22 protein-coding genes are annotated in these 22,968 nt (G+C 71.2%); 10 read left to right on the plus strand and 12 right to left on the minus strand.

Translation table 11 applies throughout. From position 1 onward, the window contains the following. Nucleotides 1-52: 52 nt before the first annotated feature. From APR04_RS08815 to hflX, 8 genes are all read right to left on the minus strand, one after another. Nucleotides 53-1,042, minus strand: coding sequence for an L-lactate dehydrogenase (locus APR04_RS08815; RefSeq protein WP_253869355.1), 990 nt, complete (start codon nucleotides 1,040-1,042; stop codon nucleotides 53-55). A 9-nt stretch (nucleotides 1,043-1,051) separates the two neighbouring features. Then, the gene (locus APR04_RS08820; RefSeq protein WP_301312277.1) at nucleotides 1,052-3,157 is read right to left on the minus strand and encodes an ATP-dependent DNA helicase; all 2,106 of its coding nucleotides are present in this window, start codon (nucleotides 3,155-3,157) and stop codon (nucleotides 1,052-1,054) included. A 39-nt stretch (nucleotides 3,158-3,196) separates the two neighbouring features. Then, nucleotides 3,197-4,126 (minus strand): carbohydrate ABC transporter permease, encoded by a 930-nt coding sequence (locus APR04_RS08825; protein ID WP_253869357.1) that lies wholly within the window; start codon nucleotides 4,124-4,126, stop codon nucleotides 3,197-3,199. A gap of 1 nt (nucleotide 4,127) precedes the next feature. Beyond that, the gene (locus APR04_RS08830; RefSeq protein WP_253869358.1) at nucleotides 4,128-5,099 is read right to left on the minus strand and encodes a carbohydrate ABC transporter permease; all 972 of its coding nucleotides are present in this window, start codon (nucleotides 5,097-5,099) and stop codon (nucleotides 4,128-4,130) included. Nucleotides 5,100-5,101: 2 nt separating this feature from the next. Next, complete coding sequence (locus tag APR04_RS08835; protein ID WP_253869359.1) at nucleotides 5,102-6,475, minus strand: ABC transporter substrate-binding protein; 1,374 nt, start codon at nucleotides 6,473-6,475, stop codon at nucleotides 5,102-5,104. A 103-nt stretch (nucleotides 6,476-6,578) separates the two neighbouring features. Beyond that, nucleotides 6,579-8,255 (minus strand): glycoside hydrolase family 13 protein, encoded by a 1,677-nt coding sequence (locus tag APR04_RS08840; protein ID WP_253869360.1) that lies wholly within the window; start codon nucleotides 8,253-8,255, stop codon nucleotides 6,579-6,581. Between the two features lie 53 nt (nucleotides 8,256-8,308). After that, nucleotides 8,309-9,328, minus strand: coding sequence for a LacI family DNA-binding transcriptional regulator (locus APR04_RS08845; RefSeq protein ID WP_253869361.1), 1,020 nt, complete (start codon nucleotides 9,326-9,328; stop codon nucleotides 8,309-8,311). An 84-nt stretch (nucleotides 9,329-9,412) separates the two neighbouring features. Then, nucleotides 9,413-10,954: a GTPase HflX gene (gene hflX, locus APR04_RS08850; protein WP_253869362.1), complete on the minus strand. Its 1,542-nt coding sequence runs from the start codon at nucleotides 10,952-10,954 to the stop codon at nucleotides 9,413-9,415. 162 nt (nucleotides 10,955-11,116) lie between these two features. On the opposite strand from hflX, the gene APR04_RS08855 reads away from it, so the two are divergent. From APR04_RS08855 to APR04_RS08870, 4 genes are all read left to right on the plus strand, one after another. Further along, on the plus strand, nucleotides 11,117-11,482 hold the full coding sequence (locus APR04_RS08855) for a GntR family transcriptional regulator (RefSeq protein WP_253869363.1): 366 nt from the start codon (nucleotides 11,117-11,119) through the stop codon (nucleotides 11,480-11,482). Further along, nucleotides 11,479-12,378, plus strand: coding sequence for an ATP-binding cassette domain-containing protein (locus tag APR04_RS08860; RefSeq protein ID WP_253869364.1), 900 nt, complete (start codon nucleotides 11,479-11,481; stop codon nucleotides 12,376-12,378). Before APR04_RS08855 ends, APR04_RS08860 begins: the two co-directional genes overlap by 4 nt. After that, nucleotides 12,375-13,085 carry a hypothetical protein gene (locus APR04_RS08865; RefSeq protein ID WP_253869365.1) on the plus strand — a complete coding sequence of 237 codons (711 nt, stop codon included), beginning with the start codon at nucleotides 12,375-12,377 and terminating at the stop codon, nucleotides 13,083-13,085. Before APR04_RS08860 ends, APR04_RS08865 begins: the two co-directional genes overlap by 4 nt. A gap of 69 nt (nucleotides 13,086-13,154) precedes the next feature. Continuing rightward, on the plus strand, nucleotides 13,155-13,754 hold the full coding sequence (locus APR04_RS08870; RefSeq protein ID WP_253869366.1) for a class I SAM-dependent methyltransferase: 600 nt from the start codon (nucleotides 13,155-13,157) through the stop codon (nucleotides 13,752-13,754). Nucleotides 13,755-13,811: 57 nt separating this feature from the next. On the opposite strand, the gene dapF is transcribed toward APR04_RS08870, so the two are convergent. The 3 genes from dapF to APR04_RS08885 are packed head-to-tail and all read right to left on the minus strand — an operon-like array spanning nucleotide 13,812 to nucleotide 16,374. Continuing rightward, nucleotides 13,812-14,777: a diaminopimelate epimerase gene (dapF, locus tag APR04_RS08875; protein ID WP_253869367.1), complete on the minus strand. Its 966-nt coding sequence runs from the start codon at nucleotides 14,775-14,777 to the stop codon at nucleotides 13,812-13,814. Then, entirely contained in the window at nucleotides 14,774-15,748 is a 975-nt protein-coding gene (gene miaA, locus APR04_RS08880; protein ID WP_253869368.1) for a tRNA (adenosine(37)-N6)-dimethylallyltransferase MiaA, read from the minus strand. Before miaA ends, dapF begins: the two co-directional genes overlap by 4 nt. Beyond that, on the minus strand, nucleotides 15,742-16,374 hold the full coding sequence (locus tag APR04_RS08885) for a hypothetical protein (RefSeq protein WP_253869369.1): 633 nt from the start codon (nucleotides 16,372-16,374) through the stop codon (nucleotides 15,742-15,744). The genes miaA and APR04_RS08885 overlap by 7 nt, the downstream gene beginning before the upstream one ends. Nucleotides 16,375-16,494: 120 nt before the next feature. On the opposite strand from APR04_RS08885, the gene APR04_RS08890 reads away from it, so the two are divergent. Continuing rightward, nucleotides 16,495-17,094 (plus strand): type III secretion system chaperone family protein, encoded by a 600-nt coding sequence (locus APR04_RS08890; protein ID WP_253869370.1) that lies wholly within the window; start codon nucleotides 16,495-16,497, stop codon nucleotides 17,092-17,094. Beyond that, nucleotides 17,091-17,636 (plus strand): type III secretion system chaperone family protein, encoded by a 546-nt coding sequence (locus APR04_RS08895; RefSeq protein ID WP_253869371.1) that lies wholly within the window; start codon nucleotides 17,091-17,093, stop codon nucleotides 17,634-17,636. Before APR04_RS08890 ends, APR04_RS08895 begins: the two co-directional genes overlap by 4 nt. Nucleotides 17,637-17,665: 29 nt before the next feature. Here APR04_RS08895 and miaB read toward each other — a convergent pair whose 3' ends face one another. Then, on the minus strand, nucleotides 17,666-19,363 hold the full coding sequence (gene miaB / locus APR04_RS08900; protein WP_253869372.1) for a tRNA (N6-isopentenyl adenosine(37)-C2)-methylthiotransferase MiaB: 1,698 nt from the start codon (nucleotides 19,361-19,363) through the stop codon (nucleotides 17,666-17,668). A gap of 137 nt (nucleotides 19,364-19,500) precedes the next feature. Here miaB and APR04_RS08905 point away from each other — a divergent pair, with 137 nt between their 5' ends. The 4 genes from APR04_RS08905 (at nucleotide 19,501) to APR04_RS08920 (ending at nucleotide 22,963) form a co-directional block, all read left to right on the plus strand. Beyond that, nucleotides 19,501-20,316, plus strand: a complete 816-nt coding sequence (locus tag APR04_RS08905; RefSeq protein ID WP_253869373.1) for an amino acid ABC transporter ATP-binding protein — start codon at nucleotides 19,501-19,503, stop codon at nucleotides 20,314-20,316. Nucleotides 20,317-20,382: 66 nt separating this feature from the next. Then, nucleotides 20,383-21,246 (plus strand): glutamate ABC transporter substrate-binding protein, encoded by an 864-nt coding sequence (locus tag APR04_RS08910; RefSeq protein ID WP_253869374.1) that lies wholly within the window; start codon nucleotides 20,383-20,385, stop codon nucleotides 21,244-21,246. A 140-nt stretch (nucleotides 21,247-21,386) separates the two neighbouring features. Continuing rightward, nucleotides 21,387-22,076, plus strand: a complete 690-nt coding sequence (locus tag APR04_RS08915) for an amino acid ABC transporter permease (RefSeq protein WP_253869375.1) — start codon at nucleotides 21,387-21,389, stop codon at nucleotides 22,074-22,076. Next, the gene (locus APR04_RS08920) at nucleotides 22,073-22,963 is read left to right on the plus strand and encodes an amino acid ABC transporter permease (protein WP_253869376.1); all 891 of its coding nucleotides are present in this window, start codon (nucleotides 22,073-22,075) and stop codon (nucleotides 22,961-22,963) included. Before APR04_RS08915 ends, APR04_RS08920 begins: the two co-directional genes overlap by 4 nt. The last annotated feature ends 5 nt before the right edge of the window (nucleotides 22,964-22,968 follow it).

Here is a 22,968-nt window from a genome sequence, read left to right on the forward strand (position 1 = left end):
TCCTGCTAGGTCTGCAGCGAAACACAACCCCGTTCTCGTTGCCCGGGGATCCTTAGAAGCCGAAGCACCTCTGGACCGCCCGCACGCTGTCCGCCGAGGCACGCAGGCCGGCCAGCTCGTCGTCGGACATCGGGACCCGCACCGTGTCGGTGACACCGCGGCGGTCCACGAGCGACGGCACGGACAGGCAGACGTCGCTGATGCCGTGGTAGTCGTCCAGCAGCGAGGACACCGGCATGATCCGACGCTCGTCGTTGAGGACCGCCTCGACGATGCGGGTACCGGCCAGGCCGACGGCGTAGTTGGTCGCCCCCTTGCCCGCGATGATCCGGTACGCGGAGTCGACCACCTCGTGGTGCACCTCGGCGCGCACCGCAGCGTCGATCGGCGGTCTGCCACCCAGCGGGGCCCAGTCCAGCAGCGGGACACCGCCGATCGTGGCGGAGCTCCACAGCGCGATCTCCGAGTCACCGTGCTCTCCGGCGATGTACGCGTGCACGTTCCCGACGGCCACACCGCAGCGCTCGGCGAGCACGACCCGCAGCCGCGACGAGTCCAGGACGGTGCCGCTGCCGAAGAGCTGCTCCCGCGGCAGGCCGGAGATCTTGAGCGCCGCGTAGGTCACCACGTCCACGGGGTTGGTCACCATCAGGTAGGTCGCGTCCGGTGCGACGTCCACCAGCCCGGGCAGGATCTGGCGCATCAGCCCGATGGTCGCCTCGGCGAGATCGGTGCGGCTCTGCCCGGGCTTCTGCTTCGCCCCGGCCGTGACGACGACGACGTCCGCCCCCGCGCAGACCGCCACGTCGTCCGAGCCGATCACCTGCGCCTGGGACGTGAACATCAGGCCGTGCTGCAGGTCGAGCACCTCCGCCTCGACCTTCGACCGGTTCACGTCGTGCAGGGCGATCGTGCGGGCCGAGCCCCGGGTGAGGGCGGCGAAGGCGAGGGTCGAACCGACCGCCCCAGCACCCACGACCGCCAGCTTGGTGGTGCGTGAGCCAGCCGGCTGCGCGGCCTGGACGTCCGAGAGGGCTGCCATGCCTTCAGGCTAGGTGTCGAGCCGCGCCAGCGCGGAGCGGACCAGCGCGGAGTCCGTGGTGGGCCAGAAGCCGGGCATCGAGCGAGTGAGGAACGACGCGTACCGCGCGGTCGCGAGGCGCGGGTCAAGGACCGCCACGACTCCCCGGTCGTCCATGCTCCGCACGAGGCGCCCGGCGCCCTGCGCGAGCAGCAGCGCCGCGTGCTGCGCGGACACGGCCATGAACCCGTTGCCGCCCGCCTGCTCGACGGCGCGGGCACGTGCCGCCTTGACCGGGTCGTCCGGTCGCGGGAACGGGATGCGGTCGATGAGGACGAGCTGGCACGACGGTCCCGGAACGTCGACGCCCTGCCACAGGGACAGCGTGCCGAACAGGCAGGCAGCCGGGTCCTCGGCGAACTGGCGCACCAGCGTGGGCAGCTGGTCGTCGCCCTGCGCAAGGATCGGGAAGTCCAGCCGCTCCCGCATGGCCTCCGCCGCCGCGTTCGCCGCACGCCGGGACGAGAACAGGCCGAGCGTGCGACCGCCGGCGGCCGTGATGAGCTCGGCGATCTCGTCGAGCTGCGCCTCCGTCGTCGGCTCGCGACCGGGCGCCGGCAGGTGCCGCGCCACGTACAGGATGCCCTGGCGCGGGTAGTCGAACGGGCTGCCGGCGTCCAGGCCGTGCCACGGCGGGGCATCCTCGCCCTTGAGGCCCAGCGTGCCGGCCACCGGCTCGAACGTGCCGCCCAGCGCCAGCGTCGCCGACGTGAACACGCCGGTCGCCTCCCCCAGCAGGTGCATGCGGATCAGGCCGGCGACGTGCAGCGGCGCCGCGTGCAGGCGGGTCACGTTGTCACCGAACCCGCCCCACCCGTTGTCCGGGCGCGAGCACCAGAGCACGTCGGCGGTCGTGTCCTCGAACGCCATGCGTTCGGCCGTCTCGAACAGCTGCAGCATGGCGCCCTGCGCCATCTTCAGCCCCGGCTCGGGCTGGCCCTGAGCCTGCCCCTTGCCACCGGACGTGTCCGGCTTCAGCGTGCTCAGCACCTCACGGGCCGCGTCCCGCACCGCGCCGACCGCGGTGCGCAGCTCGCCCGGCAGACCGTCGGGGAACCGTTCGGCCGGAGCCGTGACGAGCAGGGTCCCGAGGGCCTGCGCAGCCTGGTCGAGGGCGTCGGTGTTCGTGCCGGCGTGCCGGCGGGCCAACCGCGCGGCGTTCTCCACCGAGGCCATGGACAGGTCCACCGTGGCCGACGACGTGACCCGGTCCGTGAGCTCGTGCGCCTCGTCGACCACCACGACGTCGTGCTCCGGGAGGATGCCCGGACTGCCCGTGGCCGCGATGCCGAGCATCGCATGGTTGGTGACCACCACGTCCGCGTCGCGGGAGATGGTGCGCGCCTTGTCCGGGAAGCACTCGGCGAGCATGGGGCACTTGCCGCCCAGGCACTCCATGGCGGTCACGGACACCTGGCGCCAGGCCCGGTCCGGCACGCCGGGCACCAGGTCGTCACGGTCACCTGACTCGGTCTCCCCCGCCCACTCGTGCAGCCGGCGGACATGGTCGGCGAGCGTGGCGCCGTCGTCCTTGCGACGGCCGCGCGCACCGCCGGACCCCGGCGTGTCCTCGGTGCGCGGGTGGTCCTCGCCGCCGGGCAGGTCGAAGAGCGTCGGCTCGTCGGCGGGGTACCCGCCCCCGACCTTGTGCACGCACAGGTAGTTGTGCCAGCCCTTGAGCAGCGCGATGCGTGGCTCCCGCGGGAGCTGCGGCGCCACGGCCTTCGCCACCAGCGGGAGGTCGCGTGTGATGACCTGCCGCTGCAGTGCGAGGGTGGCGGTCGAGATGATCACCTTGCTGTTGGCGGCCACCGCGTGCCGGACGGCGGGCACCAGGTAGCCGAGCGACTTACCGGTGCCGGTGCCCGCCTGGACGAGCAGGTGCTCGCCCTTCTCGATGGCCTCGCCGACCGCTACCGCCATCCGGTGCTGGCCGTCCCTGCGCCCTCCGCCGAGCTCGCCGACGGCGAGGTCGAGAAGCTCCTCGACGTCGGGAATCCGCTCGTCGGCGGTGGGGGCGGTAGGTGCGTCGGGAAGGCTGGTCACACGTTCGATCTTAGGCCGGACCGCTGACATCCACCCCACCTCGTCCACAGCAACGGGCGGCCGCCCCGGCTACCCCTTGACCGCCCCGCCCAGGCCCGCCCCGCTGAGGAACAGACGCTGGAACGCCAGGAACAGGGCGATCGGCAGGACCGTCGAGATAGCGAGCGCCGCGAGGAACACGTCGAGCTCCAGGTAGGGGGCGATGGCGGGCAGCCGGACGGACAGCGGCTGGTTGGCCGGGTCGGGCAGCACCAGCATCGGCCAGAGGTAGTCCTTCCAGGCGGCGATGACGGCGAACACCGAGACGACGCCGAGGATGGGCTTCGACATCGGCAGCACGATGCTCCACAGCAGCCGGAAGGGTCCGGCGCCGTCGACCCGGGCGGCCTCGAAGATCTCGCGCGGGAGGCCGTCGAAGAACCGCTTGACGAGCAGGACGTTGAACGCGCTGGCGCCCATGGGCAGCCAGACCGCCCAGAACGTGTTGAGCAGGCTCACGTCGAGGATCGGCACGTCGAGGATGGTCAGGTAGAGCGGCACGAGGAGCACGACGGAGGGCACGAAGAGCGTCGCCAGGACGAGCCCGAAGATCACTCTGCCGTACCGCGGTCGCAGCACCGACAGCACGTAGCCGCCGGTGGTGGCGACCAGGATCTGGAAGAACCAGGCGCCCGCCGCGACGATCAGCGTGTTGACGAAGTAGTGGTCGATCTCGGCGCGGTTCCACGCGGTGGCGAGGTTGGCCCAGTCGATCCCGGTGGGAAACAGTCCGAGAGGGTCGCGCAGCGTCTCCTGGGTGGGGGTGACGGCGGCCTTGGCGAGCCAGAGGATCGGCCCCAGCCCGACGACGACCAGGGCGGTCAGCAGGCCGCCCTGCAGCACCCAGAGGGAGCCCCGCACGCTCGGCCGACGCCGGTCGTGGGCGGAGACGATGCCCCGTTCGACGGCCTCGGGAGCGCGCCGCCGGGCGGTGGACGGCGTCCGCGTGTTCGCTGCCATGTCAGCTGCTCCAGGGTCGGGTCACGCGGAAGTACACCGCGGAGAGGACTGCCAGGACGCCCGCGAGCATCAGGCTGAGGGCGGTCGCGGCCCCGTAGTTGCCGCCGAGGCTGCTCCCGAACGCGTAGTCGTAGATCAGCATGAGGACCGTGAGGGTCGCGTTGTTCGGCCCGCCCCCGGTGAAGAGGAACGGCTCGAGGAACACCTGTGAGGTGCCGATGATCTGCAGGATCAGGGTGATGAAGAGGACGCCGCGCAGCTGGGGCAGCGTGACGTGCCAGATCTTGCGCCAGACACCCGCGCCGTCGACCTCCGCGGCCTCGTAGAGCTCGGTCCGCACCCCGACGAGCGCGGCGAGGTAGATGATGACGGTGCCGCCGGCCGCGGCCCAGGTCGCCTCGAGGACGAGGGACGGCATGGCGCTGGTGGCGTCCTGCAGCCAGGGATACGGGCCGAGGCCCACCCAGCCGGCGATCGTGTTGAACACGCCGGTCTCGGAGGCGTCGTAGAAGAACTTCCACAGCAGCACGGCCACGACCGGCGGCACGACGACGGGCAGGTACGCCAGCGCGGAGAACAGGCCCCGCATCCGCCGCACCTCGCTCATCAGCACCGCGGCGGCCAGCGGCAGCGGATAGCCGAAGACGAGCGCGAGCACGGCGAACCACAGCGTGTTCGCGACGGCCTTGCCGAGGAGCGGGTCCTGCAGCACGTACGCGAAGTTGTCGAGCCCCACGAACACGGGCGCGGTGACCAGGTTGGTCTCCTGGAGGCTCATGACGAGCGCGCGGCCGATCGGGAACCAGGAGAACACGCCGAACACGAGGATCATCGGACACGCGATGACCAGGGTGCTCAGGCCGCCGTCGCGCAGCCATTCCCGGGGCGCGCGGCGGCCGCGCCTGCGAGGCCCGGACGACGACGGCGGCGTGGCCGCCGTCGTCGTCCGGAGCGGGCTGGACAGAGTGGTCATCGTCAGCTGCGGTCGAGCAGGCCCTGGACCTGGGTCTGCGCGTCGGCGAGGAGCGCGTCGATGTCCGCGTTCTCGTCGGTCAGCACCGCCTGGACCACGGGGTCGAGCGCCGCGTACACGTCCTGGGTCGCGATGGCGGGCTCTGCGATGACCGGCTGGTCGAACATCTGGTCCGTCATGGGCGCGAAGTTCTCCAGCGGGACGTTGACGAGGTCCTTGATCCAGCTCTGCTGCTCCTCGTAGGTCGCCCGGTCGAAGATCGGCAGGGCCGGTGCGCCGACGGGCTGGTCGGTCTCGGCGGCGACCTCGGCCTCGGCGACCGCGGCCTCCTGGTCGGTCAGCTTGGAGATGTAGTAGAAGTCGATCCACTTCACCGCGGCCGCCTGCTCCGCGTCGGACGCCGCTGAGCTCACCGCGGCGAGCGTGCCGCCACCGAGCGTCCCGGCGTCGTCGCCCTCCAGCGGCAGCACCGTCACCCCGTACTCGTCCGGGTCCATCTTGTTCTGGGTGAACAGGTTGGGGTAGTTGGCGCCGCCCGAGACGTACATGCCGATCTTCCCGGCGGCGAAGTCCTGGTTGATGGTGCCCCAGTCGTACAGGAAGCTGGCGCCCATGGAGTCGTCCTCCCAGCGCATCTCCCGCAGCATCTCGAGGGCCGCGACCGTGGCGTCGTTGTCCACGGTGGCGGTCACCTCCTCGCCCTCACCCTCGACGACGCGGCCGCCGAGCGCGTAGGTCTCGGTGGTGAGGATCCAGCCGCCCGTGTTGCTCTGCGTCATGTGGGCGTAGCCGGCCTGGCCGGTCTCGTCCGCGATGGCCTTGGCGGCCTCGCGCACCTCGTCCCACGTCGCGGGCGGGTCGTCCGGGTCGAGCCCGGCCTCCTCGAACAGCGCGCGGTTGTAGTGCAGGCCCTGGTTGTAGGCGGCGATCGGGACGGCCCACATGGCGCCGTCGGCGTCCTGACCCGCCGCGGCGATGGTCGGGTTGAACTGGTCGGCGTAGGGAAGCTCGGCCACGAGGTCGCTGACGTCGGCGATCTGCTTGCGCTCGATAAGGGCGCGGCCGTCGGTGAACGGGATGGGGAAGACGGCGGGGAGCGTACCGCCCGCGAGCTCGGCCGCGAAGGTGGTGCCGGACCAGGTGAACTCCTTGGTCTCCACCTGGATGTCCGGGTTTGCCTCCTCGAACTGCGCGATGCGCTCGTCGAACGCGTCGATGGCCGGCTGCTCGAGGCCTGCGTCGATGGCGACCTCGATGGTCACCGGGCCGGTGGGCTCTGCGGCCGGGTCCTCCGATGCGCCGCAGGCCGTGAGGGTTCCCGCGACGGACAGGACGCCCACGAGGGCGAACGCCGATCGCTTCGGTGCTGACTTCATTGTCACTCCTTGGGTCTTGTGCCACTGGGGCGGCACGTCTGGGGATGCACTTCTGGGGTTGGCAGAGCCGGGGTTGGCAGAGCGGGTTTGGTAGGGCTGAGGTTCAGGACGGCAGGTCGAGCCAGACGGCGGTGTCCGGCCCGACGGCGCCGTCGACGGGACCGCTCGCCAGGAGCACCGTGGCCCCGGCGGGCAGCGGGACGGGGACCGTCCCGAGATTGACGACGCAGGCGAAGCCCGCGCCACGGGTGAACGCGAGGACGCTGTCGCCCCCGTCGTCCGGATCGAGGTCGAGCTCGAGCCACGCGAGCTCCGCGGTGTGCAGCGGCGAGAGGTCGCGCCGCAGGTGCAGCACCCGGCGGTAGAGGCTCAGCATCGAGCCCGGGTCGCCGTCCTGCGCCTGGACCGAGCGGTCGCGCCAGTCGGCGGGCTGGGGCAGCCAGGGCGCCGCGCCGTCGTCGGGCCCGAAACCGAGGCTCGTGCCGGTGCGCGTCCACGGGAGCGGGACGCGGCAGCCGTCCCGGCCGGGGTCGACGCCGTCCGACCGGAAGTGCATGGGGTCCTGGATCAGCTCCCGGGGGACGTCCGCCTCGGGCAGGCCGAGCTCGTCGCCCTGGTAGACGTACAAGGCGCCGGGCAGCGCGGCGACCAGCAGCGCGGCGGCCCGTGCCCGGCGCGTGCCCAGCTCCAGGTCCGACGACGTGCCGAAGCGCTTGGCGGCGAAGTCGAAGGACGAGTCCTCGCGGCCGTACCGGGTGACGGGCCGCGTGACGTCGTGGTTGGACAGGACCCACGTGGCGGGCGCGCCCACCGGGGCGTGGGCCTCCAGCGTCATCCGGATCGACTCGCGCAGCTCCTTCGCGTCCCACGGGCGGGCCATGAAGTCGAAGTTGAACGCCGTGTGCATCTCGTCGGGGCGCAGGTACTGGGCGAAGCGCTCGTGGTCGGCGAGCCACACCTCGCCGACGAGCACGCGCGGCTCGTCGTACGTGTCGGCGACGCGCCGCCAGCCGCGGTAGATGTCGTGGATCTCGTCGCGGTCCAGGTGGGGGTGCTCCCCCGGGCCCGCCGCCTCGGGGACCTCCGGCAGCGCGGGGTCCTTGACGATGAGGGCCGCCGAGTCGATCCGGATCCCGGCAGCGCCCCGGTCGAACCAGAACCGCAGGACGTCCTCGTGCTCCTGCCGGACGTCGGGATGGTTCCAGTTGAGGTCGGGCTGCTCGGGGGTGAACAGGTGCAGGTACCACTGGCCGGGCGTGCCGTCGGGGTTCGTGGTCCGGGTCCAGGTCTGCCCCTGGAAGCTCGACACCCAGCCGGTGGGGATCTGCGCGCCGTCCGGGCCGCGGCCGTCGTGGAACCAGAACCGCTCGCGCTCCGGGGAGCCCGGGCCTGCCGCCAGCGCGGCGCGGAACCACTCGTGCTCCGCGGAGATGTGGTTCGGCACCACGTCGACGACGGTCCGGATGCCCAGCTCGCGGGCCTCGGCGATCAGCGCCTCCGCGTCCTGGAGCGTGCCGAACGCCGGGTCGATCCGGCGGTAGTCCCGCACGTCGTAGCCGCCGTCCGCCAAGGGCGACGCGTACCAGGGCGTGTACCAGATGGCGTCGACGCCCAGGTCGCGGAGGTAGCCGAGCCGGGAGCGGACCCCGGCGAGGTCACCGGTACCGTCGCCGTTCCCGTCCGCGAAGCTGCGCGGGTAGATCTGGTAGATCACGGCGCTGCGCCACCACTCGGGCGCGGCGGGGTGCGGCTCCACTGCAGGCTCGGACATCGTCGTCATGTCGTGAACGGTAAGTCACATGACAACGAGTGCGCAAGAACTCGACAGAAAGTTTATCGATTCGCGACAACCTTCACGGCAGCGGTCGACGCCCGCACCACCAGCTCCGGCTCGAAGAGCAACTCGTCACGCGGTACGTCGTTGCCGTCGATGAGCGCGGCGAGCAGGTCGACGGCGGCCCGCCCCATCGGCTCGATCGGCTGGCGCACGGTCGTCAGGGCGGGGTCGGTGGAGTTCATCAGCGCGGAGTCGTCGAAGCCGACCACCGAGACGTCCGCCGGGCACGCGAGCCCGGCCCGTCGCACGGCCCGGATCGCGCCGAGGGCCAGCGGGTCGCTGGCGCAGACGATCGCGGTGGCTCCCCGCTCGATCAGCCGGTTCGCCGCCGCCTGGCCGCTCTCCAGGGAGTACTGCGAGTGCACCACCAGGTCCGCGTCGAGCGTCAGTCCGTGCCGCTTCGCGAACCGGCGGGCGGCGGCGAGCTTGCGCTCCGACGGCACGTGGTCGGCAGGGCCGAGCAGCAGGCCGATCCGCTGGTGGCCCAACGACGCGACGTGGCCGAGCGCCTGCTCGACCGCCACGAGGTCGTCGGTGGCGACCCGGGGGAAGCCGAGGTCCTCGATCGACGCGTTCATGAGCACGACGGGCAGGCCGAGCTCCTCCAGCCGCCGGTAGTGGGAGTGGTCGGCCTCCCGCTCGGCGTAGAAGCCGCCCGCGAAGATGACGCCGGAGACCTGCTGCTGCAGCAGGAGATCGATGTACTCGGCCTCGGTGACACCGCCGGCGGTGCGCGTGCAGAGCACCGGCGTGTACCCCTGCTGCGCCAGCGCGCCGCCGATCACCTCCGCGAACGCGGGAAAGATCGGGTTCACCAGCTCCGGCAGGACCAGCCCGACGAGCTTGCCGCGGCTGCCCCGCAGCTTGGTGGGCCGCTCGTAGCCCAGCACGTCGAGGGCCGTGAGCACCGCGTCCCGGGTGCCCTGGGACACGCCCGGCTTCCCGTTGAGGACACGGCTGACCGTCGCCTCGCTGACCCCTACCTTCTTCGCCACATCCGCTAACCGTCTCGACATGACGTCGATCCTAGTCACGGATAACGCAAACCGCTTGCAGGGATTGCGGGCTCCTGCAAGCGGCTTGCGTCTGGTGGGACCGGGTCAGGACGTCGAGGCGACCCGCTGCAGCTCCGTCGCCAGCTGCTCGTCGACGCGGCCACGCAGGTGCGTGCCCGCCGCGACGTGCTCGGTGAGCTCGATGTCGCCGTGCTCGTGCACCCGGTGCACCAGGTCGCCCCGCTCGTACGGGACCACGAGGTCGATCTGGATGCCGGGCCGCGGCAGCTCGGCCGCGACCCGGGCACGCAGCTCGGCGATTCCCTCACCGGAGTGCGCCGAGACGACGGCGGTGTGCCGCTCCCGCCGCTGGATCCGGCCCACCACCGTCGGGTCGGCGATGTCGGCCTTGTTCAGCACCACGATCTCGTGGACGTCCTCGAAGGCCGGGACCTCGGACAGCACCTCGCGGACCGCGGCGATCTGTCCCTCGGGATCCGGGTGGGACGCGTCGACCACGTGCAGCAGGATGTCGGCGTCGCCGACCTCCTCCAGCGTGGACCGGAACGCCTCGACGAGCTGGTGCGGCAGGTGGCGCACGAAGCCGACCGTGTCCGTCAGCGTGTACACGCGACCGTCCTCGGTCTTGGTGCGCCGCACCGTCGGGTCCAGCGTCGCGAAGAGCGCGTTCTCGACGAGCACGCCCGCGCCGGTCAGCGCGTTCAGCAGCGAGGACTTGCCGGCGTTGGTGTACCCGGCGATCGCGACCGCGGGGATGGCGTTGCGCTTGCGGCTCAGCCGCTTGGTCTCCCGGGCCGGCTTCATCGCGGTGATCTCGCGCCGCAGCTTGGCCATCCGGTTACGGATACGCCGCCGGTCCAGCTCGATCTTCGTCTCACCGGGGCCACGCGAGCCCATGCCCGCACCCGCGCCACCCACCTGGCCACCGGCCTGGCGGGACATCGAGTCACCCCAGCCGCGCAGGCGCGGCAGGAGGTACTCGAGCTGCGCGAGCTCGACCTGAGCCTTGCCCTCACGGGACTTCGCGTGCTGCGCGAAGATGTCCAGGATCAGGGCCGTGCGGTCCACGACCTTGACCTTCACGACGTCCTCCAACGAGCGGCGCTGGGACGGAGCGAGCTCGCCGTCGACGATCACGGTGTCGGCACCCGTCGCCAGGACGACCTGTGCCAGCTCGAGGGCCTTGCCGGAGCCCAGGTACGTGCCAGGGTCGGGCTTCTGCCGGCGCTGCAGCAGGCCGTCCAGCACCTGGGAACCCGCGGTCTCGGCAAGTGCGGAGAGCTCGCGCAGCGAGATCTCCGCGTCGCGGGCGGCGCGCTCACCGCCCGTGAACAGGCCGACGAGCACCACCTTCTCCAGGCGCAGCTGCCGGTACTCGACCTCGGTGACGTCCTCGAGCTCTGTCGACAGACCTGCGACGCGGCGTAGCGCCGTGCGCTCCTCGAGCTCGAGCTGGTCGCCGTCGGCCTCGGTGTGCACCGTGCCGCCGTCAGCACGTGCGGTCCCCGCCCGAGCGAGAACCCGTGCCACGACATCGTTCGCGATCGCCTGGGCATCTGCCTGGACTGCGCGGAGTTCGGGCGTCTCCTCTGCGGGGAGCTCGGGCTCTGTCGGGGTGTGGGTCATGTACTACCTAACTCTCGGTTGTTCTTACGTGTCGTACAACAAGGATCCCACGGCCGAAAGTCCCAGGGCTATGTCTTTCCTGCACCAGAGATCGCGGGCCTCCCCGAGAAGATCACCCCGCCACCCTGGTCCATTAGTCGGGTAATGGACTAGTGTGGCGGTGTGTTCGCAGACAAGGGCCCGGCCTTCCAGCAGCTCGCCGCCAAGATCGCGGACGAGATCGTTGCCGGGACGTACCCGGAAGGGACGGCGGTGCCGTCCGCGACCGATTTCGCCGTCTTCCACCAGATGAACCCGGCGACGGCTAGCAAGGGCGTCAACCTGCTCGTCGAGCTGGGTGCGCTGTACAAGAAGCGCGGGATCGGGATGTTCGTCGCCGACGGCGCGCGTGACCTGCTCCGCTCCCAGCGGCGCGAGGAGTTCCGGAAGCAGTACATCGAGCCGCTCCTCCGAGAGGCGCGGGTGCTCGAGATCGACGACACGGAGCTCCACCACATGATCGACGAGCACGAGGAGGACGAGACATGACGAACGCCATCGACATCCGGTCGGCGACCCGGACGTTCGGGCGCACGACCGCGCTCGACGGAGTGAGCTTCGCCGTTCCGGAGGGCTCGATCTGCGGGCTCCTCGGACGCAACGGAGCGGGCAAGACGACGATCATGTCGATCATCGCCGGACAGGACAGGCCGACCTCCGGGCGGGTAGAGGTGCTCGGGCACGGGCCGTTCGAGAACGAGTCGGTGCTCTCCCGGATCAGCTTCGTCCGCGACAACCAGCGGTACCCCGACAACTACCGGCTCGGGCACGTGCTCCGGATCGCCCCCGAGTTCGCGCCGAACTGGAACGCGGACGTCGCGGCCGAGCTCGCGGAGGGATTCCGCATCCCCACGAAGACCGACATCAAGAAGTTCTCCAGGGGCCAGCTGTCGTCCGTCGCGATCATCCTTGGCCTGGCCTCCCGCGCCGCTGTGACCCTTCTCGACGAGCCCTACCTGGGTCTTGACGTCACCGCACGCGCGCTGTTCCACGACATGCTGCTGCGCGACTACACCGCGCACCCGCGCACCGTGCTCCTGTCCACCCACCTCATCGAGGAGTCGGAGAAGCTGTTCGACCGCGTCGTGGTCGTCGACCGCGGCCGGGTGCGCGTCGACAGCGACGTCGACGACGCCCGGGACCTGGCCTTCACCCTGAGCGGGACGACGGCGGCGGTCGACGAGCTGGCCCGGCGTCACACGGTCCTGCGCTCGCACACGGTCTCGGGGCTCAAGTCGGTCACGGTCCTGGGCGCGATGGACGACGCCGTCCGTGCGGACGCCGACGGCCTCGGCGCGCGAATCGCGCCGGCGTCCCTGCAAGACCTCGTCGCCGCGTTCGGCGAAGAGAGCTCCGAATCCATCGAGGAAGGTGCGCGAGCATGAGCGCCGTCGTCTCCACCGTCAGGCTGCATCTCAACCAGAGGGTCGGCACGTTCGCGGTCCCGCTGTACATCACGGCGACCGTGGCCGCGTTCTCGGTCCTGCTCTCGTTGCTGTTCTGGCGCTCGGGGAGCCTGCCCGGCACGGCGGGCTGGATCCAGGGGTCGCAGAGCAACCCCGGGATCGCTTACGGGCTCGTCGGGTTCCTGGTCTACTTCGGGGTCGCCTCGGTCGCCGCGACGTTCCCCTTCGCGCTGACCCTCGGCGCGACGCGACGGTCCTTCGTCGCGGGCACTCTCCTGTGGTACGCCATCACCGCCGCCTACATCACCGTGGTTCTCGCCGTCCTCACGGCGATCGAGCTGGCGACCGACCACTGGTTCGCCGGCTTCTACATCTTCGACGTCTACGTCCTCGGCGCCGGAGACCTGCTCCGGCTGGTCCCGATCGTGTTCCTCGGGGTGCTCACCGCGCTCACCGTCGGCGGCGTCTTCGCCGCGTCCTGGGTGCGCTTCGCCGCCCGCGGACCGCAGCTCATCGCGGCCGGTGCGGTGGTGGTGATCGTGGCCGCGCTGATCATCGTCCTGCCGGCCGTGGGCACGCTGGTCGCCGCGTTCCAGCCCTGGTGGCTCGCGGTGGCTGCCGGTGTGGTGATCCTGGCCTCCTCCGTGGGCAGCTGGCTGCTTCTCCGGCCGGCGATCGTGCGCTGACGACGACACCGTCTCCATCGCCGCAGATTGGCACCCGCCATGACGGCCGGCAAGCAATACGATGGCGCGGTGTCCACCGACCACTACTTCACCGCCCAGCCGGCCTCGGACGACGAGCGCCGTACCCGCACCGTCCACCTCGCCGGTCGTGAGCTGGAGGTCGAGGTAGCACCGGGTGTCTTCTCGCCCGGCGGCGTCGACAAGGGCACGGTGGTGCTGCTGAACGGGGTGCCGGCGCCTCCGCCGTCGGGCAACCTGCTCGACCTGGGCTGCGGCTGGGGGCCCATCACGATCTCCCTCGCGCTGGAGGCGCCGCACGCCACGGTGTGGGCGGTCGACGTCAACGAGCGGGCCCTCGACCTGGTGCGCCGCAACGCCGAGCGCCTCGGGCTGGGCAACGTCCGCGCGGTCCTGCCGGACGACGTGCCTGACGACCTGGAGTTCGACCTGTGCTGGTCCAACCCGCCGATCCGCGTCGGCAAGCAGGCGCTGCACGACCTCCTGACCCGCTGGCTGCCCCGCCTCGCGGGCGGTGCGGAGGCGTGGCTGGTGGTGCAGAAGAACCTGGGGTCGGACTCGCTCGCACGCTGGATCACCGACACGCTCGCCCTGCCGGTTGCCCGGGAGGCCTCGTCCAAGGGGTTCCGGATCCTGCGGGTCGCGGCCTGACGTGTCAGAAGCGCAGGTCACTCGGGTGATCCGCGCGTCCGACCCGTCCGGCGAGACCTAGCGGACGACCCGACCGGAGTAGACCAGCTCCGCGGGGCCCGCGAGCTCGACCGTGCCCCCCGGGAGCATCCGCACGCGCACCTCGCCGCCAGGTACCTCCACGATCCACGTGTCGGGGGCGCCGGCGCCGGACGCCCCGACCTGCCAGGTGCGGACCGCGAGCGCCGCTGCGCAGGCGCCGGTGCCGCACGACGGTGTCTCGCCGACGCCGCGCTCGTGCACGCGCATGCGGAGGCGGCCGACGAGGCCGTCGGGCCCGTCCTCCTCACCGAGGGGCACCACGAGCTCGACGTTGGTGCCGTGCGTGGGCACCGGCGAGACCTCGGGGGCGTGGTGGAGCTCGAGGGACTCGAGCTCGTCGAGGCTCGCGAGGGCGACGACGGTGTGCGGGTTGCCGAGGTCCACGCTCAGGGCCGGACGGGGTGCGGTCCAGCCGTGGACCGCGACCGCCGCGTCGTACCCGTCGGTCACCGCGGCCTCGCCGCCGGGCAGGAACCACGGCCCCATGTCGACGGCGTACCAGCCGCTCGGCTCCTTGGTCACGTGCTTGACGCCGGCGCGCGTTGCGAGGCTGAGCCGCCCGGCGGACAGGTCGGCGAGCCCTTCCTGCTCGGCGAAGGCGGCGAAGACGCGGACGCCGTTGCCGCACATCTCCGCGACCGAGCCGTCGGCGTTGCGGTAGTCCATGAACCATTCGGCGGTCGGGTCCGTGGCGAGGGCGTCCTGGGCGGCCTGCTCGCCGGCGCGGGCGAGGGCCGCGGTGGGGGCGAGCCGGATCACGCCGTCGCCGCCGATGCCGCCGCGACGGTCGGCCAGCCTGCGCACGTCGTCGGCTCCGAGCTCGAGGACGCCCTCGGGGTCCGCGATCAGCACGAAGTCGTTCTGCGTGCCGTGCCCCTTCGTGAAGGCGAGGGTGCCGGGCGTCGGGGCGGAGGGCGCTGGGCTCGTCGCGGGCTGCGTCATGGTCCCAGGCTACGGCGCACGGGTTCGGTCCCGGCAACGGGCAACGTCCCGGCGTCGGCGGCGGCCACGATCGCCCGGGCGTCGGAGAGCAGGTCGGCCGAGGCGGCGTCCAGCCAGTGCACGCGCGGGTCGCGCCCGAACCAGCCCATCTGCTTGCGCGCGAGGCGGCGGGTGTTCGCGGTGACGGCCTTCCGTGCCTCCGCCTCGGTGGACTCCCCGCGCCACCAGGCGAGCACCTCCGCGTAGCCGACGGCGCGGGCGGCGGTAACGCCGAGGCCGGACCCGGTGCCGCCCTGCTCCGGGCTCGCGAGGGCGCGCACCTCGTCCACGAGGCCCGACTCCCACATGCGGTCGACGCGCGCGGCCACGCGCGTGTCCAGCACCTCCCTCGAGCAGTTCAGCCCGATCTGCACGGCGGGCCGCACGTACTCCTGCCGGGGCAGGTTGGCCGTGTACGGCCGGCCGGTGAGCTCGATGACCTCCAGGGCGCGCACGATGCGGCGGGTGTTGTGCGGCCCGATGCTCGTCGCGGCCTGCGGGTCGAGCTGCTCCAGCTCGGCGTGCAGGGCGCGGCGCCCCTCTGCCTCGGCACGAGCCTCGAATCGCGCCCGGATCTCCGGATCGGTGCCAGGGAAGTCCATGGCGTCGAGCAGCGCCCGCACATAGAGCCCCGAGCCGCCGACGACGACGGCGCGTGCCCCCCGCCCGGTGATCGCGTCCAGGTCGGCGCGCCCCGACTCCTGGTAGCGCGCCACGGAGGAGTCCTGCACGGGGTCCAGCACGTCGAGCTGGTGGTGCGGGATCCCGCGCCGCTCGGCCGGCGGCACCTTGGCCGTGCCGACGTCCATGCCACGGTAGAGCTGGAACGCGTCGGCGTTGACGATCTCGGCGTCGCCCAGCGCCTGCGCCAGGTCGAGCGCGAGGTCCGACTTACCCGTGGCGGTGGGCCCGACGACGGCGACGACTAGCACGCGGCGATCTTACGGTCCGACAGCGTGGTGACCCGGTATTCCGGCGGCAGGTGGTCGTGTCTCTGCTCGAAGACCTGGACCTCCGCGGTCCATCCGTCGGCTCCCGCGGCCCGCAGCGCCGCCCGGATCCCGTCGGTGAGGGCGTCGGGGCTGCTGTCCAGCCCGCCCGGCGCTCCCCCACCGGCGACGACCAGGCCGTCCGCGCGGCGCAGCAGCTCCAGCGGACCGCCGTCCAGCGCGACAGTGCTCGGCGGCACCTCCAGCGTCTCGACGTCGGCGGCGCGTACGCCCAGCACGTCCGCGAGCGCCAGCAGCGCCACCGAGGCGCCGGTGCCGGCGGGCGGGCGCGCGCGGCCGGCCCACTGTTCAGGGCCCGTCCGAGGGCGCCGTCCCGGTCCTGTCGAGGGGTCGGGCAGCCAGTGGTCACCGATGCCGGAACCCGCGAGCGTCGGGCGCAGGTGCCCGTGCCGGAGCACCGCGCCGTGGGCCAGGACCAGGGGCAGCGCGCCGCCTGCGGTGAGGGCGGCCAGGGCGCTGGCCACCGCGCCGCGGAGGTCCGCGAGCGGGTCGGTCCGCAGGCCAGGGGTGACCCCGGGGACGAGGAGGGGGGTCGCAGGCAGGATCACGGCGCGCACGATCCCTGAAAATAGCACCAGGCCCGGCCCTTGGCCGTTCCGGGCAGATTCCACCCGTTTCTCACACGTTCGACGCAGCGGTGGGAGGTGTCTGGCGGGTACTGTGGGCAGGTGAGGTTCTTCGGGTCACGACGCCGTAACACGGCGGGCGACGGCGACCGTGCGGCCACCGGCCCGCAGCAGCCCGAGCCCAAGGAACTCGACGACGAGGAGCTGCGGGCACAGGTCGAAGGCGTTCTGCTTCGAGAGCTGACCGGCGGCCTCGACGATCCCTCGTTCCTCCCTGAGCCGCTGACGCGCGACCGCGTGGTCGAGTGGCTGGGCGAGAACGGGTTCAGCTACTTCGTGGACTCGGAGGGCGACGTCGGCGGGCTGTGGCACGGCTGGCTGTTCTACTTCCTGATGGTCGGCGAGAGCTCAGAGGTGCTCCAGGTCCGCGGGCAGTGGCACCGCGATCTCACCATCGAGCGGCTCGAGGAGATCCTCGAGCTCTGCAACGAGTGGAACGCCGAGCGCATCTGGCCCAAGACGTACGTCCGGGTCCGCGACAACGGGGCCGTGCTGGTCTACACCGAGGTCACCGTCGACCTGGAGCACGGCGTCACGGAGGACCAGCTGGACCAGCTCCTGCAGTGCGGGCTGACCACCGGCTCCATGTTCTTCGAGCACCTCGACGAGACGTTCCCCGATCCTCTGCGGTCCGCGCCATGAGCCCGGCACGCAACGGTGGCGCCGGTCGCTGGCTCGCGCGGCTGCTCAACCCGCGGCCGCCGGCAGCGCGCCGCTCCTCCGGCACGCAGACCCGCACGATGGCCAAGGTCGAGATCGAGAAGCCGCGCCCGCTGAGCACGCAGCGCGTCGGGGACGACCTCTCGCGCCGCGGCTACCGGTTCCGCATCGACGACGACGGCGACGTCACCGGCACCTGGGACGGCAACCGGTTCTGGTTCCTGCTGCTCGGCGAGCACGACGAGATCCTGCAGGTGCGGGGCCGCTGGGCGGGCACGCTGCCTGCCGGCGCTCGGCTCGCCGTGCTGCAGGCCGCCAACGACTGGAACCGCGAGCGCATCTGGCCGAAGGTCTACACGCGCGAGGAGGCGGCGGGGCTCGCCCTGTACGCCGAGGTTTCGGTGGACTTCGAGCACGGAGCCACCGAGGACCAGCTGGCCCAGACCGTGTCGTGCGGTCTGGTCACGGCGAGCCAGTTCTTCTCGACCGTCGCGTCCCTGGCCCCGCCGTCGGACGCGGAGTAGCAGCCAACCTTGGTCGTGGGCGTGGAGGGCTAGCCGTGGCGGAGGGTGGGCAGTCCGAGGACTACCGGGCCCGACGGCGCAGGGGTGCCGTGCGAGTGCGTGTCCTCCCCGCCGCCGAGGCGTACCCTCTCGCGCTCCGCCCAGGCGTCGCCCGAACGGGTGCGCCGCACCACGAGCGGGCCGGCGGAGACGGGGTCCGCGATCAGGTGGTGCGGGGCGGCCTTCGTCACGGTGGCGGTCACCACGTCGCCGGGGCGCGGCAGCCCGTCGGGCACGACGGCGGACAGGCGCGGGTCGTCGAGGCTCACCGGGGCACCCGTGACGTCGCGCGGTTCGTCGTTCAGGCCTGAGCCGACGGAAGTGCGGGGCAGACCGACGTGCACGAGACGGTTGTCCTCGGCGCGACCCGACAGGCGATGCATCGCGCCGTCCTTCCTGCCGGAACCCTCGCCCACGAGAACCTCGAGCGTGCGCCCCACCTGCTTGTCGGCCTCCTCGCCGCTGATGCGCTCCTGCAGCGCCAGCAGGCGTTCGAAGCGCTCCTGCACCACGGCCTTGGGCAGCTGGTCGGGCATCGTCGCGGCGGGCGTGCCAGGGCGCGGCGAGTACTGGAAGCTGAACGCCGAGCTGAACCGGGAGGCCTCGACGACGCGCAGCGTCTCGGCGAAGTCCTCCTCGGTCTCGCCCGGGAAGCCGACGATGATGTCGGTGGTGATCGAGGCGTCCGGCATCGCGGCACGCACGCGGTCGAGGATCCCGAGAAACTTCTCGGAGCGGTAGGAACGGCGCATCGCGCGCAGGACCCGGTCGGATCCGGACTGCAGCGGCATGTGGAGCTGCGGCATCACGTTCGGCGTCTCGGCCATGGCGGCGATGACGTCGTCGGTGAACGCGGCGGGGTGCGGAGACGTGAACCGCACCCGCTCCAGGCCCTCGATGCGGCCGCACGCGCGCAGGAGCTTGGCGAACGCGCCCCGGTCGCCGAACTCGACGCCGTAGCTGTTCACGTTCTGCCCCAGCAGCGTCACCTCGATCGCACCGGCGGCGACGAGCGCCTCCACCTCGGCGAGGATCTCGCCCGGACGGCGGTCGCGCTCCTTGCCGCGCAGGTGCGGCACGATGCAGAAGGTGCAGGTGTTGTTGCAGCCGACGGAGATGCTGACCCAGCCGGCGTAGACGGACTCGCGCTTGGTCGGCAGCGTGGACGGGAAGACCTGCAGGGACTCCGCGATCTCCACCTGCGCCGCCTCGTTGTGCCGGGCGCGCTCCAGGAGCACCGGCAGGGCGTCGAGGTTGTGCGTGCCGAACACGACGTCGACCCACGGCGCCTTGGCCACGATGTCACCGCGGTCCTTCTGGGCCAGGCAACCGCCGACGGCGATCTGCATGCCCGGCCGTGCCGCCTTGATGCTGGCGAGCTGGCCGAGGTTCCCGTAGAGCTTGTTGGCGGCGTTCTCGCGGACGGCGCACGTGTTGATCACCACGACGTCGGCAGCGCTGGCCGCCTCGTCCTGGGTGGACGCCCGCTGGTACCCGGCTTCCTCGAGCATGCCCGCCATGTGCTCGGAGTCGTGCACGTTCATCTGGCAGCCCAGGGTGCGCACCAGGTAGGTGCGCGGCGGCTGCTGCGGCGCCTCGTCACGGACGGCTGGACCGGTCGAGTGGTCGGTCGAGTGGTCGGTCGAGGCGGCGGAGGGCATGGCTGGGGTGAGGGCGGTCGTGGACATCGAGTCGATTTTACGGCCCCTGTCGAGTCGCACCGGACGGCGGTCTCGCCCGGATTGCGGACATCTGTTACCGAACCGTTGTGTCGCGATGACCCGTCGACTTGGTCCTTGAAACATCGGATCGTTAGGTTCAAGGGATGGACCAGAGCACCCCGACCACCGGCCAACCGGCGGCCGACGAGACCGTGGACGCTCCGACGTCGGACCGCGTCCTCGGGGCGCCCCTCGTAGAGCTGAAGCACGTCAACAAGCACTTTGGCGCACTGCACGTCTTGCAGGACATCGACCTCACCATCCACAAGGGCGAGGTGCTGGTCGTGATCGGCCCGTCCGGCTCCGGCAAGTCCACGCTGTGCCGGGCGATCAACCGTCTGGAGACCATCGACGACGGCAGCATCGCCGTCGACGGCAAGACCCTGCCCGAGGAGGGCAAGGCCCTCGCACAGCTGCGGGCCGAGGTCGGCATGGTCTTCCAGTCGTTCAACCTGTTCGCGCACAAGACCGTGCTCGACAACGTGACGCTCGGGCCGCGCAAGGTCCGCGGCATGAACAAGAAGGACGCCGAGGAGCTGGCCCGCAGCCTCCTCGACCGCGTAGGCGTCGGCAACCAGGCGGGCAAGATGCCCGCGCAGCTCTCCGGCGGCCAGCAGCAGCGGGTGGCGATCGCCCGCGCGCTGGCGATGCAGCCGAAGGTGATGCTCTTCGACGAGCCGACCTCCGCGCTCGACCCCGAGATGGTCAACGAGGTGCTCGACGCCATGGTGGCGCTCGCCGAGGAAGGCATGACGATGATCGTCGTCACGCACGAGATGGGCTTCGCCCGCAAGGCCGCGCACCGCGTCGTCTTCATGGCGGACGGCCAGATCGTCGAAGAGGCTCCCCCCGAGGAGTTCTTCACGGCCCCCAAGAGCGATCGAGCCCGTGACTTCCTCTCCAAGATCCTGACCCACTGACCTTTCACTGACTGATCTCAGCCAAAGGGTTCCGTACCGGATCCCGCACTTACCCGAAGGGGAATCATGCGTAAGCACACCATGGGGCTGCTGGCGATGGCGGCAGCGTCCACTCTCGTACTCTCAGCCTGCGGCAGCGCCGAGGTCGGCGGCGAGCCGGACGGCGGCGGCACCGCGACCGCCGGCGGCGACGGCGGCGGCGACGGCATCACCATCGGCATCAAGTACGACCAGCCGGGCCTCGGCCTGCAGGACGGCGCCGAGTACACCGGGTTCGACGTCGACGTGGCCCGCTATGTCGCCAACGAGCTGGGCTACAGCGAGGACCAGATCACCTTCAAGGAGACGCCTTCGGCCAACCGCGAGGCGATGCTGCAGAACGGCGACGTCGACATGATCTTCGCCACCTACTCGATCACCGATGACCGCAAGGAGGTCATCGACTTCGCCGGCCCGTACTTCATCGCCGGCCAGGACCTGCTGGTCGCGGCCGACAACACCGACATCACCGGTCCGGAAGACCTCGAGGGCAAGAACCTCTGCTCGGTCACCGGCTCGACGTCGGCCGAGAAGATCAAGACCGACTACGCGGAGGGCGTCCAGCTCCTCGAGCGCCCCGGCTACGCCGAGTGCGTCACCGCCCTGTCCGCCGGCCAGGTCGACGCCGTCACCACTGACGACATCATCCTCGCCGGGCTCGCGGCGGCCAACGGCGACGGCAACCTCAAGGTCGTCGGCGCGCCGTTCTCGGAGGAGCAGTACGGCGTCGGTCTGCCCAAGGACTCGGACCAGTGCGAGGCCATCAACGAGGCGATCACCAAGATGATCGACGACGGAGCGTGGGAAGAGGCCGTGGCCACGAACACGGAGGGTGCCGACTACACCCCGAACGCGGACCTGAACCCGCCGAAGCCGGCCGACTGCGCCTGACGTCTCCTTCGCAGTGACCGGGATCGCGCCTGCCGTGCGAGGCGCGATCCCGTTCGCTGCGAGGGCGGCGTTCCCGCCGTCCGTGATCTGACCGACCGGGGCGCGCCCGTCAGGGCAGCGCCTCACCCGAAAGGTGACCCGTGAACGACTATCTGTCCGGGCTCGGCGCGCTCCTGGAGCAGTACGACGTGCTCGGGGCGTTCTGGACCAACATCCAGCTGACGTTCTGGGGCGCACTGTTCGCCCTGGTGATCGGCACCATGCTCGCGCTGATGCGCATCTCCCCCATCGCGTCGCTGCGGTGGGCCGGTGCCACGTACGTGAACGTCTTCCGCAACACCCCGTTGACGATCATCATGACCTTCCTGGTCCTGGCGGTATGGACGCAGCTACAGGTCAGCCTGGCCGCTGACTTCAACAGCAACTTCTTCCGGCTCGCCGTCATCGGCCTGGCGGTCTACCACGCGGCGTTCGTGTGCGAGTCCATCCGGTCCGGCGTGAACACCGTGCCGCTGGGACAGGCTGAGGCCGCACGCGCGATCGGGCTGTCGTTCCTGCCCGCCGCGCAGCTGGTGATCCTGCCGCAGGCGTTCCGCGGCGCCATCGCGCCGCTGGGCAACACGCTCATCGCGCTGCTGAAGAACTCCACCGTCGCGGCCGCGGCAAGCGTCTCCTGGGAGACCGCCTCCACGATGAAGACGATGCTCGAGTTCAACGCCGACTACCGCTGGGAGATCTTCGCGTTGTTCGCCATCGGCTACGTCATCCTGGTGATCCCCATCGGCTTGCTGACCACCTGGCTGTCCCAGCGTCTGGCGGTGAAGCGATGAGCTCCTCCGTCCTCTTCGACGCCCCCGGTCCGCGCACCCGGGCCCTGATCCGCGGCGGGAACGTACTGGGTGCCCTCATCGCGCTCGGTGTGCTCGCCTGGTTGCTGGTCCAGCTCGACGCAAAGGGCCAGCTGTCCTGGGACCTCTGGGGGCCCGCGTTCTCGGCCCGCACCTGGGAGTTCTACCTGCTGCCCGGGCTGCAGAACACGCTGCAGGCGGCTGCGTACGCGATCGTCGGGGCCCTCGCCTTCGGCATGATCTTCGGCATGGGCCGTCTCTCGAAGATCGCGCCGGTGCGCTGGGTGAGCGGTGTCGTGGTCGAGTTCCTGCGCGCCGTGCCCGTGCTGCTCATGATGGTGTTCTTCTACGGACTCTTCGGGGTCGTGCTGCCGGGCGTGGCAGACAAGGCGTTCCTCGCCGTCGTGGTCGCGCTCATCCTGTACAACGGATCCGTCATCGCCGAGCTCGTGCGGTCCGGCGTGGGTAGCCTGCCGAGCGGGCAGGGCGAGGCAGGCCTCGCGATCGGCCTGACGGACGGCCAGACCCTCCGCTCGATCCAGCTGCCACAGGCGCTGGTCGCCATGCTGCCTGCCATGGTGTCGCAGGTCGTCGTGGTGCTGAAGGACTCAGCACTCGGATCGATCATCGGCTTCAGCGAGCTGCTCCGAAGCGGCCAGATCGTCTCGTCCGGCGACGGCAACCCTCTGCAGGTGCTTGCTCTCGTGGCCGTGGTGTTCATCCTGCTGAACATGGTGCTCACCGTGGTGGCGCACCGGCTGTCCAAGCTGCTGTCCAGCCGCACGTCGGGTCTCACCGACGAAGGCCCCGGCATCGGCAACCCGACCGTCGTGGCCGGTGGTGCCGGAGGCGGCGCGGGCGCCGTCTGACGGGC

The organism is Promicromonospora umidemergens, assembly GCF_024171995.1.
GTDB classification, from domain to species: Bacteria; Actinomycetota; Actinomycetes; order Actinomycetales; family Cellulomonadaceae; genus Promicromonospora; species Promicromonospora umidemergens.

What these genes read in the sequence shown, in the direction of transcription:
- APR04_RS08815 (WP_253869355.1), bottom strand. Translation starts at nt 1,042, where the DNA reads ATGGCAGCCCTCTCGGACGTCCAGGCCGCGCAGCCGGCTGGCTCACGC.
- APR04_RS08820 (WP_301312277.1), bottom strand. Translation starts at nt 3,157, where the DNA reads ATGTCAGCGGTCCGGCCTAAGATCGAACGTGTGACCAGCCTTCCCGAC.
- APR04_RS08825 (WP_253869357.1), bottom strand. Translation starts at nt 4,126, where the DNA reads ATGGCAGCGAACACGCGGACGCCGTCCACCGCCCGGCGGCGCGCTCCC.
- APR04_RS08830 (WP_253869358.1), bottom strand. Translation starts at nt 5,099, where the DNA reads ATGACCACTCTGTCCAGCCCGCTCCGGACGACGACGGCGGCCACGCCG.
- APR04_RS08835 (WP_253869359.1), bottom strand. Translation starts at nt 6,475, where the DNA reads ATGAAGTCAGCACCGAAGCGATCGGCGTTCGCCCTCGTGGGCGTCCTG.
- APR04_RS08840 (WP_253869360.1), bottom strand. Translation starts at nt 8,255, where the DNA reads ATGACGACGATGTCCGAGCCTGCAGTGGAGCCGCACCCCGCCGCGCCC.
- APR04_RS08845 (WP_253869361.1), bottom strand. Translation starts at nt 9,328, where the DNA reads ATGTCGAGACGGTTAGCGGATGTGGCGAAGAAGGTAGGGGTCAGCGAG.
- hflX (WP_253869362.1), bottom strand. Translation starts at nt 10,954, where the DNA reads ATGACCCACACCCCGACAGAGCCCGAGCTCCCCGCAGAGGAGACGCCC.
- APR04_RS08860 (WP_253869364.1), top strand. Translation starts at nt 11,479, where the DNA reads ATGACGAACGCCATCGACATCCGGTCGGCGACCCGGACGTTCGGGCGC.
- APR04_RS08865 (WP_253869365.1), top strand. Translation starts at nt 12,375, where the DNA reads ATGAGCGCCGTCGTCTCCACCGTCAGGCTGCATCTCAACCAGAGGGTC.
- dapF (WP_253869367.1), bottom strand. Translation starts at nt 14,777, where the DNA reads ATGACGCAGCCCGCGACGAGCCCAGCGCCCTCCGCCCCGACGCCCGGC.
- APR04_RS08895 (WP_253869371.1), top strand. Translation starts at nt 17,091, where the DNA reads ATGAGCCCGGCACGCAACGGTGGCGCCGGTCGCTGGCTCGCGCGGCTG.
- miaB (WP_253869372.1), bottom strand. Translation starts at nt 19,363, where the DNA reads ATGTCCACGACCGCCCTCACCCCAGCCATGCCCTCCGCCGCCTCGACC.
- APR04_RS08905 (WP_253869373.1), top strand. Translation starts at nt 19,501, where the DNA reads ATGGACCAGAGCACCCCGACCACCGGCCAACCGGCGGCCGACGAGACC.
- APR04_RS08910 (WP_253869374.1), top strand. Translation starts at nt 20,383, where the DNA reads ATGCGTAAGCACACCATGGGGCTGCTGGCGATGGCGGCAGCGTCCACT.
- APR04_RS08920 (WP_253869376.1), top strand. Translation starts at nt 22,073, where the DNA reads ATGAGCTCCTCCGTCCTCTTCGACGCCCCCGGTCCGCGCACCCGGGCC.